At 72.3% G+C, this 12568-nt stretch carries 11 protein-coding genes and 1 pseudogene; 7 read left to right on the top strand and 5 right to left on the bottom strand.

The features are described 5' to 3' along the window. Window positions 1–200 (bottom strand): annotated as a pseudogene (locus AB0K03_RS02520) (RNA polymerase sigma factor SigF); the annotation flags it as partial. Window positions 201–476: 276 nt separating this feature from the next. Here AB0K03_RS02520 and ppgK point away from each other — a divergent pair. Next, entirely contained in the window at window positions 477–1289 is an 813-nt protein-coding gene (ppgK, locus tag AB0K03_RS02515) for a polyphosphate--glucose phosphotransferase (RefSeq protein ID WP_364679358.1), read from the top strand. 5 nt (window positions 1290–1294) lie between these two features. After that, entirely contained in the window at window positions 1295–1756 is a 462-nt protein-coding gene (locus tag AB0K03_RS02510; protein ID WP_364679355.1) for a PPOX class F420-dependent oxidoreductase, read from the top strand. Window positions 1757–1859: 103 nt separating this feature from the next. On the opposite strand, the gene AB0K03_RS02505 is transcribed toward AB0K03_RS02510, so the two are convergent. The 3 genes from AB0K03_RS02505 to AB0K03_RS02495 all read right to left on the bottom strand — a co-directional run bounded on the left by AB0K03_RS02505 (window position 1860) and on the right by AB0K03_RS02495 (window position 5106). Next, entirely contained in the window at window positions 1860–3077 is a 1218-nt protein-coding gene (locus AB0K03_RS02505) for a globin domain-containing protein (RefSeq protein WP_364679352.1), read from the bottom strand. Between the two features lie 128 nt (window positions 3078–3205). Beyond that, the gene (locus tag AB0K03_RS02500; RefSeq protein WP_364679349.1) at window positions 3206–4432 is read right to left on the bottom strand and encodes a HAMP domain-containing sensor histidine kinase; all 1227 of its coding nucleotides are present in this window, start codon (window positions 4430–4432) and stop codon (window positions 3206–3208) included. After that, window positions 4429–5106, bottom strand: coding sequence for a response regulator transcription factor (locus AB0K03_RS02495; RefSeq protein ID WP_364679346.1), 678 nt, complete (start codon window positions 5104–5106; stop codon window positions 4429–4431). The genes AB0K03_RS02500 and AB0K03_RS02495 overlap by 4 nt, the downstream gene beginning before the upstream one ends. A gap of 119 nt (window positions 5107–5225) precedes the next feature. Here AB0K03_RS02495 and AB0K03_RS02490 point away from each other — a divergent pair, with 119 nt between their 5' ends. Beyond that, window positions 5226–5795, top strand: coding sequence for a DUF2231 domain-containing protein (locus AB0K03_RS02490; RefSeq protein ID WP_364679344.1), 570 nt, complete (start codon window positions 5226–5228; stop codon window positions 5793–5795). A 3-nt stretch (window positions 5796–5798) separates the two neighbouring features. On the opposite strand, the gene AB0K03_RS02485 is transcribed toward AB0K03_RS02490, so the two are convergent. Beyond that, complete coding sequence (locus AB0K03_RS02485) at window positions 5799–6371, bottom strand: hypothetical protein (protein ID WP_364679341.1); 573 nt, start codon at window positions 6369–6371, stop codon at window positions 5799–5801. A 92-nt stretch (window positions 6372–6463) separates the two neighbouring features. Here AB0K03_RS02485 and AB0K03_RS02480 point away from each other — a divergent pair, with 92 nt between their 5' ends. The 4 genes from AB0K03_RS02480 (at window position 6464) to AB0K03_RS02465 (ending at window position 12514) form a co-directional block, all read left to right on the top strand. Beyond that, window positions 6464–7279 carry a fused MFS/spermidine synthase gene (locus AB0K03_RS02480; protein WP_364679338.1) on the top strand — a complete coding sequence of 272 codons (816 nt, stop codon included), beginning with the start codon at window positions 6464–6466 and terminating at the stop codon, window positions 7277–7279. Window positions 7280–7416: 137 nt separating this feature from the next. Next, window positions 7417–9384 (top strand): alpha-1,4-glucan--maltose-1-phosphate maltosyltransferase, encoded by a 1968-nt coding sequence (locus AB0K03_RS02475; protein WP_364679335.1) that lies wholly within the window; start codon window positions 7417–7419, stop codon window positions 9382–9384. Between the two features lie 47 nt (window positions 9385–9431). Further along, a complete protein-coding gene (gene treS / locus AB0K03_RS02470; RefSeq protein WP_364679332.1) occupies window positions 9432–11207 on the top strand; it encodes a maltose alpha-D-glucosyltransferase in 1776 nt (591 codons plus the stop codon). After that, on the top strand, window positions 11204–12514 hold the full coding sequence (locus tag AB0K03_RS02465; RefSeq protein ID WP_364679330.1) for a maltokinase N-terminal cap-like domain-containing protein: 1311 nt from the start codon (window positions 11204–11206) through the stop codon (window positions 12512–12514). The genes treS and AB0K03_RS02465 overlap by 4 nt, the downstream gene beginning before the upstream one ends. Window positions 12515–12568 lie beyond the last annotated feature (54 nt).

Here is a 12568-nt window from a genome sequence, read left to right as displayed (position 1 = left end):
TCGTCGGTGGGTTCGCCGCGGCCGGAGTAGCGGTGCGCGAGGTGGCGGGCCAGCGGCAGCCAGGCCTCGATCGCCCGGTCCCGCAGCGCGGCGCGACGGGGGTCCGTCGGCGCGACGGCGGCCATGGCGGCGAGAAGATCAGCGGCACTGTCCGTGCTCGCAGACGACGGCGTGCCCGTGGTGAGTGCGGTGGCAGTCATTCGAGGGAGGTCCTCCATCAGCGGGCAGAGAGCCGTGCCCGCACGCGGCGACCGTTCACTTGTCTCCTCACGCTAGCCGCTCGGCCCATCATTGACTAGCCGAAAGTATGAGTCACGTTCCGTGTTCGAACCGGTGGGTAGCCGAAAGGGGTACGAACCCCGACACCCGGGGCCGGCGAGACCCGCCGCGAGCGGCACGGCGGCCGATGGCACGATTCGACCACGGGTACGCGTGGGTAAACACCCGGCTAAACGCACGGAGACGGAGAGCAGAAGATGGCCATCCTCGGCATCGACATCGGCGGGTCGGGCGTGAAAGGGGCACCGGTCGACACGGTGCGAGGCGAATTGCTCGCGGAGCGGGTCCGCGTACCGACCCCGCAGCCCTCGGACGTGGCGAGCGTGGTCGAGGCGGTCGCGGAGGTGGCCGGGCAGTTCGGCGACTACGACCGGGTCGGCATCACGTTCCCGGGCGTGGTGGTGGACGGCGTGACCCGTACGGCCGCGAACGTCGACAAGTCCTGGGTCGACGCGCCCGCCGCCCGGCTGTTCTCCGACCGCCTGGGCAAGCCGGTCTCCGTGCTCAACGACGCCGACGCCGCAGGCGTCGCCGAGGTCGCCTTCGGCGCCGGGCTCGACCAGCGCGGCCTGGTGATGATGCTGACCTTCGGTACGGGCATCGGCAGCGCCCTGTTCCTCGACGGCACGCTGGTGCCCAACACCGAGTTCGGCCACCTCGAGCTCGACGGCAAGGACGCTGAACTGCGCGCCTCCGACCGCGCCCGCGAGCAGGAGGACCTCAGCTGGGAGAAGTGGGCCGGCCGGGTCCAGGACTATCTGCGCCACGTGGAGATGCTGCTGTCGCCGCGGCTGTTCGTCGTCGGCGGCGGGGTCAGCAAGAAGTCCGACAAGTGGCTGCCGCTGCTCGAGATCAGCACCCCGATCGTCCCGGCCGCCCTGCTCAACAACGCGGGCATCATCGGCGCGGCGGTCACCGCCGAGCAGGCCGCCGGCCACCCGGGCGCGGTGCAGACGCGGGCGGACCGGCCCGGCGTCGCCGGCGCCGCCGTCGCCGGCCGGGAGGGCTGAACGTCATGGCCCGCACGATCGCCACCAACACCCGGGTCGGCCGCGAGGAGCTCCTCGAGTTCCTGCGCCCGCGCCACCACGCGATCCTCATGACCACCCGCCGCGACGGCCGCCCGCAGTCGTCGCCCAACACCTGCGGCGTCGACGCGGAGGGCCGCATCGTCATCTCCACGTACCCCGAGCGCGCGAAGGCCGCGAACATCCGCCGCGACCCGCGGGTGAGCGTGTGCGTGCTCTCCGACGACTTCGGCGGCGCGTGGGTGCAGGTCGACGGGGTCGCCGAGGTCCTGGACCTGCCGGAGGCCCTGGAGCCGCTGGTCGAGTACTTCCGGGTGATCTCCGGTGAGCACCCGGACTGGGACGAGTACCGCCAGGCGATGCGCGAGCAGGGCAAGTCGCTGATCCGGGTGACGATCGAGTCGTGGGGCCCGATCGCCACCGGCGGCTTCCCCGCCCGGCTCGCCTGAGCCCGGCGAGCACCCGGCCCCGCCTGAGCCCGGCGAGCACCCGGCCCCGCCTGAGCCCGGCGAGCACCCGGCCCCGCCTGAGCCCGGCCAGACGGCCGGCGGGTCAGGAGCGCAGCATCTCCGGGCCGAAGACCTCGTACGCGATCCGCTCGCCCGGCACCCCACGGCGCAGCAGGCCGCTGCGGACGAGGTTCATAAACGGCAGCGGGCCGCACAGGTGCACGTGCGCCCCCGACGGCAGCGGGATGGCGTCCGGGTCGACCCGGCCGGCGTTCACCCGCGCCCGGTCGACGGCGACCGGCTCCGTGCCGGCGCTGTGCTCGTACCAGAGGTCGACGCGCAGCGCCGGCAGGCTCCGGCTGAGCCGCGGCAGGTGCCGGCGCAGCGCGTGGGTGGAGCCGGCCCGGTCGGCGTGCACGAGCACGACCGGCCGTTGCGGGCCGTGCTCGGCGAGGTGCTCGAGCGCGGACATGGCCGGTGTCACCCCGATCCCGGCGCTGACCAGCACCAGCGGGCCGTCGTCGCCGGGCACGCTGCTGACGTCGCCGAACGGCGGGCTCACCCGCAGCTCGTCACCGACGGCGACCTCGTCGTGCAGGAACGACGAGACCACGCCGGCCGGTGCGCCGGCGTGCGCCCGGACCCGCTTGACCGTGATCTGCCAGGTGTCGGCGCCCGGGCGGCCGGACAGGCTGTACTGCCGGATCTGCCGGCCCTCGCCGGCGCCGAGCTCCGCGACCACCGAGACGTACTGGCCCGGGACGAACCGGCCGGCGGGGCCGCCGTCGGCCGGGGTGAGGACGAGCGAGACGACGTCGCCGGTCTCCTCCACCCGGTCGGCCACCCGCCACGTACGCCACACCGCGGCCGGATCGTCGACGCCGGCGTGCTGATAGAGCCGTGCCTCCCGGGCGACCAGCTCGCAGGCGAACAGCCAGTACACCTCGTCCCACGCGCGGGCCACGTCCGGGGTGACCGCGTCGCCGAGGACCTCCCCCACGGCGGCCAGCAGGTGCCGCCCGACGATCGGGTACTGCGCCGGCGAGATCCCCAGCGAGGCGTGCTTGTGCGCGATCCGCTCGAAGATCGGGGTCCACGCCACGGTGGATCCGCCGGTCAGGTGCTCGGCGTACCCGACGACGGCGGCGGCCAGGGCTTGACGTTGCTTCCCGGTCGCCTGGTTGCCGCGGTTGAACAGGTTCAGCAGCTCCGGGTGGGCGGCGAACATCCGGCTGTAGAAGACGCCGGTGACGGCCTCGGCATGGCTGCGCACTGCGGGCAGGGTCGACGTGACGACGGCTGCCGACGACGGTGTGAGCAAGGTTCTCCTTCGGTCGCGGGGACGGGCAGCCGGATCCGCGACCGCCCGGGCGACCGTATGGGCGTGGAAGTCCCGCGATGAGTGCCGAAGGTCCCTCCCTGCCTGTTTCGACCGTGATGTACGCCTCGTCAGCCGGCGGGGAGGCGGATCGTGAAGGCCGCGCCCTCGCCGGGCCGGCCCCACGCCCCGATCGTGCCGCCGTGCCCGGTGACCACCTCGCGGGCCAGCGCCAGGCCCAGGCCGAAGCGGCGCTGGTCGCCGTGGCTGCCGCGGGCGAAGCGGGCGAACAGCCGTTCGGTGTCGGCCGGGTCGAAGCCGGTGCCGTCGTCCCTGACCACCACGGTGACCACGGCGTGCTCCCGGCCCAGCTCCACGCTCACGTGGCCGCCGCCCGGGGTGTGGCTCAGCGCGTTGTCGACCAGGGCGGTGAGCACCCGCCGCAGGGCGGCCTGGTGGCCGCGGACCACGGTGGGCCCCTCGGCGGCGGGGACGAGGGTGAGCTCCACGTCGTGCTCGCGGGCCCGGTTGGCGTGGTCGGCGACCACGTCCGCGGCGACGGCCGCGAGGTCGACCGGTACGCGCGCGTCGTCGCGACGGCTGAGCTGGGTGGAGAGCAGCAGATCCTCGACGACCTCGCCGAGGTGCCGGGTGCCGGCGACGAGCCGGTCGACGTCCTCGGCGACGCTCGCCCCGCTCTCCCCCGCTCTCAGGTCCATCTGGAGCAGCTGAGCCCGGGTGTGCAGCTGGGTGAGCGGAGTGCGCAGCTCGTGGCTGGCGTCGGCGACGAACCGCCGCTGCCGGGCCAGGGCGTCCGCGAGCGGGGCGGTCGCGCGGCGCGCCAGCAGCGTCGCCGAGAGCGCCGCGATGAGCAGGCCGACCAGTTCCCCGGCGGCGAGCGCGCCGATCAGCCGCTCGCGCTCGTCGTGCTGCTCGTGCCGGCTCATGGCGACCTGCACCACCCGGCCGTCGCGCCGCGTCGTCAGGACCAGGAAGCCGCCCTCGGGGCCGCCGACCTCGCCGGTCTCGGCCGTACCGCTCGCGCGGACCCGGGCGAGCGCGCCCAGGTCGGGCAGGCGGCCGGGCGCGTCCCGGGTGCCCTCCACCGCGCCGGCGGCGTCCTGCCTGAAGATCCACACTCCCGGCGGCGGGTCCTGCACGTCGTCCGCGCTCGCCGCGGTGTCGCGCAGCAGCGACGTCGCGGCGGCGTTCTGGCTCCCGGTCACCACGATCAGCGCGAGCACGCCGACGACCAGGAGACTCACGGTGATCGCGGCCGCGGTCTGCAGCGCGATGACCCGGCGGGCCCGGCGCAGCAGGACGTGATCCGGGTCGGCGGGGGCGCGTCCGGGCGTCATACGCGCCCGAGCCGGTAGCCCACGCCCCGGACGGTGGAGATCGCCGCTGCCCCGAGTTTGCGCCGCAGGTAGTGCACGTACGTGTCGACGAGGGTGACGCTGGTGGCCTCGGGAAAGACCTGCGCGACGATCTGCTCGCGGGTGAAGGCCTGCGACGGGTGCCGGGCCAGCAGCCGCAGCAGATCGCTCTCCCGGCCGGACAGCGCCACCATCGAGCCGTCCGGGCCGGTCACCGTCCGGGAGATGAGGTCGAACTCGGCGTCGCCGACGGCCAGCCGGTCCCCCGCCGCGGCGCGCCGGCGCAGCAGGACCCGTACGCGGGCGAGGAGCTCGTCGACCTCGAACGGCTTCACGAGGTAGTCCTCGGCGCCGCTGTCCAGCCCCGCCACCCGGTCGGCCACCGTGCCGAGCGCGGTCAGCACCAGCGCGGGAACCGTGACGCCGGAGCGGCGCAGCCGCCCGAGCAGGTCGAGTCCCTCGATGGCGGGCAGGCCGCGGTCCACGATCATCGCGTCGTACCGGCGGGTCAGCGCCAGGTGCAGCCCGGCCTGACCGTCGGGGGCGAGGTCGGACTCGTACCCGGCGCCGCGGAACAGGCGGGCCAGCAGCGGGCCCAGCTCGCGGTCGTCCTCGACCACCAGCACCCGCGCGGGGCCCGGAACGGCGTCGGTCATGGTGTCACTCTCGCAGGCGGGCACGGCCCGAGCGTCTCCGGGAGAAATTGGAGGATTCGAAGATTCACTGCCCTAGCCTTTGCGGCGTTCGTCCCCTCTGTCGTTCCGGAAGGACTCCCATGGGCACCGTCAACGGACTACCGGCGCACATCCTGCTCGTGCACGCCGTCGTGGTACTGCTGCCACTGACCGCCCTGCTGCTCGTCCTGACCGCCGCCTGGCCGCAGGCACGACGCCGCTTCGCCGGGCCGAACGCCGTCCTGTCCGTGCTCGTCGTCATCCTCGTGCCGCTCACGACGAGCGCCGGTGAGTGGCTGGAGGAGCGGCTCCCCGGCACGGAGCTGCTGCACGAGCACGCCGAGCTCGGCGACACCGCCATCTTCGCCGCGATCCCGGTGGCGCTGCTGGCCCTGGTGATCTGGTGGCGGCACCGCGAGGCTTCGGTGGCCGGGTCCGGCGACGAGCACCTCGGTGCGACCGGTGGCGGCGGCGTCGCGACCGCCACGCGGCGGCGCACCTATCTGGCCCCCTTGTCGCTGACCGTCACCAGGGTCGTGACCGTCCTGGCCGTGCTCATCGGCGGGTTCGCCGCGTACGACACGTACCGCATCGGCGACTCGGGCGCGAAGGCGGCGTGGAACGACAAGGTCAGCTCCACCCCGGCCGAGCAGGGCCGCGACGGCGACTGAGGCTCAGGCCACGACGCCGGGAAGCAGGTAGACGAGGTCGTCGCGGTGCAGCTCCGCCACCGGGTCCAGCAGGTCCGGGTGACGCAGCAGCACCGCGGCGGCGCGTTCGCGCTGGTCCGGGTCGGTCAGGCGGCGGAACTGCGCCGGCAGGTCGCCGGGGCCGCGGCGCGGGCGGGGACGGTCGTCGGCCGGGTCGCGCACCGCCGGGACGGCCGCGGCCACCGCGTCGACGGCGCGGGCCGCGAGCAGCGGGTCGGCGAGCAGACAGGCGGCCCAGCTCACCACGACCTCGTCGACCCAGGTACGCCAGCCCTCGTCCTCGGCGAGCTCGTCGTCGGGCTCGCTGCCGGTACGCCAGTCCAGCACCGCCGAGCCGCCCGGGCCGGCCATCGCGACGAGCTCGGCGTCGACCGGGGTCGGGTAGCGCAGCCAGGCGGCGACCGTGACGGCCTGCCGGGCCTGCAGCTCGTTGAGGGTCACGGCCACGGGGTCGGGCCCGGTGCAGGGGTACGCGCGCACGAGCCAGTGCGTGCTGGCGGCGATGACGGGCGACAGCGCGGTCGACGGACCCGCCATGTTGTTCCCCCAGGGCTCGGTGCGCCCCTGCCTGGGGTGCGTCACCGCTACCACTCGGCGCGGCGCCGCGGGCCCTGAGTAGCCTGCCCCGGATGGCACCGCACGGCAACCGACGGGCAACGATCTTCGCGCGGGTCAGCTCGGGGACGGCGACGCTCGAGCCGGATCCCGCCCGGAGGCAGGGCTGGACCGTGTGCGTGGACGGGGTGCCGCAGTCGTATGTCGATCTCGGCGATCCCACGGTGCTGGCCTTCGAATACGTGCGCCGGCTGGCCACGGTGCTGCGGTTGTGCGCTCCTGCGGCCGTACCGTTGCGGGTTCTGCATCTGGGTGGCGGCGGGCTGACGCTGCCCCGCTGGGTCTCCGCGACGCGGCCCGGCTCGTCACAGACGGTGGTGGAGCGCGATCCGTTGTTGCTGGCGGTGGTGGCCAAGCACCTGCCGTGGCCTTCGTCCGTCGGTGTGGAGGTGGCCGACGCGCGGGAGTTCGTGGAGGCCGGCGATCCGCGGAGTTACGACGTCGTGGTCACCGACGTGTTCGAGGGCGCGGCGATGCCGGCGAGCGTGGCCGGGGTGGGCTTCGCGCGGGCGGCGGCGCGGCTGCTGCGGCCCGGCGGCGTGCTCGCGATGAACCTGACGGACGTGCCGCCGCTGGCCTACTCGCGCATCCAGGCGGCGACGGTGCGGGCGGCGTTCGGCGACGTCGCGATGATCGCCCCGCCGGGGCTGCTGCGCGGGCGAAAGGCGGGCAACGTCGTGCTCGCCGCGGCGGCCGTTCCCGGTTCGCTGCCCGTCGCCGGGATCGCCGCGGCGGTCGCCCGCGATCCCGAGCCGGCCCGCGTCTGGCACGGCGATGATCTGACCGGATTTCTGGGTGGGGCAAAGGCGCGCCTCGACGGGTACGCGTGAAGCCCCTCCGGTAGGTTGTGAGGCACCGGGTGCAAGGCCGTTTGCGGTTCCTCCATTGCGGAGAAACTGGCGAGGACGGCCGCTGCATTTCGCCCGTCGCCAGCCCGCCCCCGCGCTACCTGACTACGGTGGAGATCATGACCGGTCGCTTTCCCATCGAAGACGTGACGCCGTCCGTGTCCTGCGGCCGCTACCCCGCGAAGGCGGTGGTGGGCGAGCTCGTGCCGATTTCCGCGGTGTCCTATCGGGAAGGCCACCACGCGCTCGGCGTGAACGTGGTATGGCAGGGTCCCGACGGCGAGACCGAGCCGTTCACCCGCCTCGACCCCGGCGAGCCCGGCCTGGACCAGTGGCACGGCGTGATCAAGCCCGACCGGGTGGGCCGCTGGACGTTCACCGTCGAGGCGTTCGACGACCCGTATCTCACCTGGCACAACGCCGTCACCAAGAAGATCGGCGCCGGGCAGGGCCTGGAGGACCTCGCCAACGACCTGGCCGAGGGCGCCGAGGTGCTGGACCTGGCGGCGAAGATCGTGCCGCAGGACGACGAGGACCGGGTGCGCGCGGCCGCCGCCGCGTTGCGCGACGACAACCGGTCGCTGTTCTCGCGGGTCTCCCCCGCGCTCGACCTGAAGCCGCTGATCTGGCACAACCCGGTGCGCCAGCTCGTCACCACGACCCGGTCCTACTCGATCTGGGTCGACCGCAAGCGCGCCCTGTTCTCGTCCTGGTACGAGTTCTTCCCGCGCTCGGAGGGCGCCGAGATCGGCCCGGACGCGACCCCGGTCAAGCACGGCACCTTCGAGACCGCCGCGAAGCGCATCCCGGCCGTCGCCGCGATGGGCTTCGACGTGCTGTACCTGCCGCCGATCCACCCCATCGGCAAGATCAACCGCAAGGGCCGCAACAACACCCTGGTGGCCCGCCCCGAGGACGTCGGCTCGCCCTGGGCGATCGGCTCCGACGAGGGCGGTCACGACGCGATCCACCCGCAGCTGGGCACGCTGGAGGACTTCCGGGCCTTCATCCGTACGGCGAACGAGCACGGCCTCGAGGTCGCCATGGACCTCGCGCTGCAGGCCGCGCCCGACCACCCGTGGGTCCGCGAGCACCCGGAGTGGTTCACCACCCGCGCCGACGGCACCATCGCCTACGCCGAGAACCCGCCCAAGAAGTACCAGGACATCTACCCGCTGAACTGGGACAACGACCCGAAGGGGCTGCGCGAGGAGGTGCTGCGCGTCGTCCTGCACTGGGTCGAGCAGGGCGTGAAGATCTTCCGCGTGGACAACCCGCACACCAAGGCGCTGAACTTCTGGCAGTGGTGCATCGCCAAGGTCAAGGCGGTCGACCCGGACGTGCTGTTCCTCGCCGAGGCGTTCACCCGCCCGGCGATGATGAACGGGCTCGGCAAGATCGGTTTCACCCAGTCGTACACGTACTTCACCTGGCGCACGACCGCGTGGGAGATGCGCGAGTACGTGAACCAGCTCAAGTCCTCGATCGACTGGATGCGCCCGAACTTCTGGCCGAACACGCCGGACATCCTGCCGGAGCACCTCTGGCACGGCGACCCGCCGATGTTCAAGATCCGCACGGTGCTGGCGAGCATGCTCTCGCCGTCCTGGGGCATGTACTCCGGGCTGGAGCTCTTCGAACACCAGCCGCGGCCGGGCTCCGAGGAGTACATCGACAACGAGAAGTTCGAGCTCAAGCCGCGCGACTGGGCCGCCGCCGAACGGGCGGGACGGTCGCTCGCGCCGTACATCACCCGCCTGAACGCCATCCGGCGGGAGAACCCGGCGCTGCAGTGGCTGCGCAACACCGAGTTCCACGAGATCGACAACGGCGAGCTGCTGTGCTGGTCGAAGCGCGATCCGGAGACGGGCAACACCGTTCTGGTCATCTGCTCGTTCGACTCGGCGAACGTGCAGTGGGGCAACACCACACTCGACATGCCCGCGCTGGGGATGGACTGGCACGAACGTTTCGACGTGGTGGACCAGATCAGCGGTGCATCGTACGAGTGGGGGCAGCACAACGCGGTCCGGATCGACCCGTACGTCGAGCCGGCGCACATCTTCGTGGTGCACCCGCGCCGCTGACGGCGCACGCGATTCAGTTCCTGCGGGGTGGGGTAGGTGAACGTCTGATGGACCTGACGAACAACCTCGGCGAGAGCGTCGAGCACGATCCCGCGGAGGGCAGTCACGTCGAGGACGGCGTGGTGGAGCATCCCACCGCCGACGACTTCGGGCACGCCCGTGTGCTGCCCGCGGACCGGACCTGGTTCAAGCGCGCCGTCTTCTACGAGGTGCTGGTCCGGGCGTTCTACGACTCCAGCGCGGACGGCTCCGGCGACCTGCGGGGCCTGATCGAGCGGCTGGACTACCTGCAGTGGCTCGGCGTCGACTGCCTCTGGCTGCCGCCGTTCTACGACTCGCCGCTGCGCGACGGCGGCTACGACATCCGCGACTTCTACAAGGTCCTGCCGGACTTCGGAACGGTCGAGGACTTCGTGGCCCTGCTCGACGCGGCGCACAAACGCGGCATCCGGGTCATCACCGACCTGGTCATGAACCACACCTCGGACTCGCACGCCTGGTTCCAGGAGTCGCGGCGCGACCCCGACGGCCCGTACGGCGACTTCTACGTCTGGAGCGACACCAGCGAGAAGTACTCCGACGCGCGGATCATCTTCATCGACACCGAGGAGTCGAACTGGACGTTCGACCCGGTGCGCCGGCAGTTCTACTGGCACCGATTCTTCAGCCACCAGCCGGACCTGAACTACGACAACCCCAAGGTCCAGGAGGCGATGCTCGACGTCCTGCGCTTCTGGCTGGACCTCGGCATCGACGGCTTCCGCCTGGACGCGGTGCCGTACCTGTTCGAGCGTGAGGGCACCAACTGCGAGAACCTGCCCGAGACGCACGCCTTCCTCAAGCACTGCCGCAAGGTGATCGACGACGAGTTCCCCGGCCGGGTGCTGCTGGCCGAGGCGAACCAGTGGCCGGCGGACGTCGTGGAGTACTTCGGCGACTCCGAGACCGGTGGCGACGAGTGCCACATGGCGTTCCACTTCCCGCTGATGCCGCGCATCTTCATGGCCGTACGCCGCGAGTCGCGCTTCCCCATCTCGGAGATCCTGGCCCAGACGCCGCCGATCCCCGACATGGCGCAGTGGGGCATCTTCCTGCGCAACCACGACGAGCTCACGCTCGAGATGGTCACGGACGAAGAACGCGACTACATGTACGGCGAGTACGCCAAGGACCCGCGGATGAAGGCCAACGTGGGCATCCGCCGCCGGCTGGCCCCGCTGCTGGAGAACGACCGCAACCAGATGGAACTGTTCACCGCCATGCTGCTGTCGCTGCCCGGCTCGCCGGTGCTGTACTACGGCGACGAGATCGGCATGGGCGACAACATCTGGCTCGGTGACCGCGACGGCGTGCGCACCCCGATGCAGTGGACGCCGGACCGCAACGCGGGCTTCTCCACCGCCAACCCGGGCCGGCTCTACCTGCCGGCCAACCAGGACCCGGTGTACGGCTACCAGGCGGTCAACGTGGAGGCCCAGCGCGACAGCGCGACGTCGCTGCTCAACTGGACCCGCACGATGCTGGCCGTCCGGCGCCGGCACGAGGCGTTCGCCGTCGGCACGTTCCGCGAGCTCGGCGGCTCCAACCCGTCGGTGCTGGCGTACCTGCGCGAGGCCGGGGACGACGTGGTGCTCTGCGTCAACAACCTCTCGCGCTTCCCCCAGCCCATCGAGCTGAACCTGCAGCACTGGAACGGCTACACCCCGGTCGAGCTGACCGGCCACGTGAACTTCCCGCGCATCGGTCAGCTGCCGTACCTGCTGACCCTGCCGGGGCACGGGTTCTACTGGTTCCAGCTGTGCGGGTCCGAGGAGAAGCAATGACGCTGCCCTTCGCCGAATGGCTCCCCCAGCAACGCTGGTACGCGGGCCGCAGCCGCACGCTGGTCTCCGCCGAGCCGTCCTCGGTGACCCCGCTGCGCGACGACATGGACCTGATGCTCGTCGACGCCGCGTACGAGGACGGCAGCACCGAGCGCTACCAGGTGGTCGTCGCGTGGAACGACGGGCCGATCTCGGAGTACAGCACGGTGGCCACGATCGGCACCGACCACGACCGCACCGGGTACGACGCGCTCTACGACGCCGAGGCGGCCCGCTTCCTGCTCGGGCTCATCGACACGTCGCAGACCAAGGGCGACGTGGTCTTCACCAAGGAGCCGGACGCCACCCTGCCGCTGGACGCCGGGCCGCGGGTCTTCGACGCCGAGCAGAGCAACACCAGCGTGATCTTCGAGGAGCAGGCGATCCTCAAGATCTTCCGACGGGTGGACTGCGGCATCAACCCCGACATCGAGCTCAACCGGGTCCTCGGCCGGGCCGGCAACCCGCACGTGGCCCGGCTGCTCGGCTCGTTCGAGACCACGTCGGAGGGCGGGCCGTGCCCGCTCGGCATGGTCACCGCGTACGCGGCCAACTCCGCCGAGGGCTGGGCGATGGCCACCGCCAGCGCGCGCGACCTGTTCGCCGACCCGGACCTGCGCGCCGACGAGATGGGCGGCGACTTCGCCGGCGAGTCGTACCGGCTCGGCGAGGCCGTCGCGTCGGTGCACCGCACCCTCGCCGAGGAGATGGGCAGCGGCCCGTCGCCGTTCCCGGTCGACGCGGTGGTGGCGCGCCTGAACTCGGCCGCGTCAAGCGTGCCGGAGCTCCGCGAGTACGTCCACGTGATCGAGGAGCGGTTCCGCAAGCTCACCGGCGAGCAGGTGACCGTGCAGCGGGTCCACGGCGACCTGCACCTGGGCCAGGTCCTGCGCACCCCGCAGGCCTGGCTGCTCATCGACTTCGAGGGCGAGCCCGGCCAGCCGCTGGACGAGCGCCGGCTGCCGGACTCGCCGCTGCGCGACGTCGCCGGCGTGCTGCGCAGCTACGAGTACGCCGCGTACCAGCTGCTCGTCGACCAGGGCGACGACGAGCACCTGGCCGCGCGCGCCCGCGAATGGGTCGACCGCAACCGCGCCTCGTTCTGCGACGGGTACGCGGCGGCCGCGGGCACCGACCCGCGTGACCACGGCGCGCTGCTCGCGGCGTACGAGCTGGACAAGGCGGTCTACGAGGCCGCATACGAAGCCCGGCACCGGCCCGGATGGCTGCGGATCCCGCTGCGGTCCATCGCCCGGCTCGTCGGCTGACACCCCGCGGAGGAAGATCCACATGATCGGCCAGACCACACCCGCGCCGACCCC

Origin of the sequence: Actinoplanes sp. NPDC049316 (assembly GCF_040677315.1) — a bacterium.
GTDB lineage: Bacteria > Actinomycetota > Actinomycetes > Mycobacteriales > Micromonosporaceae > Actinoplanes.
The sequence above is the reverse complement of the archived record's forward strand: the minus strand, read 5'-3'. Positions and strand labels throughout refer to the sequence as shown.

Bases quoted from the DNA above. Each gene is read 5' to 3' on its own strand.
- ppgK (WP_364679358.1), top strand. From the start codon at position 477: ATGGCCATCCTCGGCATCGACATCGGCGGGTCGGGCGTGAAAGGGGCA.
- AB0K03_RS02510 (WP_364679355.1), top strand. From the start codon at position 1,295: ATGGCCCGCACGATCGCCACCAACACCCGGGTCGGCCGCGAGGAGCTC.
- AB0K03_RS02500 (WP_364679349.1), bottom strand. From the start codon at position 4,432: ATGACGCCCGGACGCGCCCCCGCCGACCCGGATCACGTCCTGCTGCGC.
- AB0K03_RS02495 (WP_364679346.1), bottom strand. From the start codon at position 5,106: ATGACCGACGCCGTTCCGGGCCCCGCGCGGGTGCTGGTGGTCGAGGAC.
- AB0K03_RS02490 (WP_364679344.1), top strand. From the start codon at position 5,226: ATGGGCACCGTCAACGGACTACCGGCGCACATCCTGCTCGTGCACGCC.
- AB0K03_RS02485 (WP_364679341.1), bottom strand. From the start codon at position 6,371: ATGGCGGGTCCGTCGACCGCGCTGTCGCCCGTCATCGCCGCCAGCACG.
- AB0K03_RS02480 (WP_364679338.1), top strand. From the start codon at position 6,464: ATGGCACCGCACGGCAACCGACGGGCAACGATCTTCGCGCGGGTCAGC.
- AB0K03_RS02475 (WP_364679335.1), top strand. From the start codon at position 7,417: ATGACCGGTCGCTTTCCCATCGAAGACGTGACGCCGTCCGTGTCCTGC.
- treS (WP_364679332.1), top strand. From the start codon at position 9,432: ATGGACCTGACGAACAACCTCGGCGAGAGCGTCGAGCACGATCCCGCG.
- AB0K03_RS02465 (WP_364679330.1), top strand. From the start codon at position 11,204: ATGACGCTGCCCTTCGCCGAATGGCTCCCCCAGCAACGCTGGTACGCG.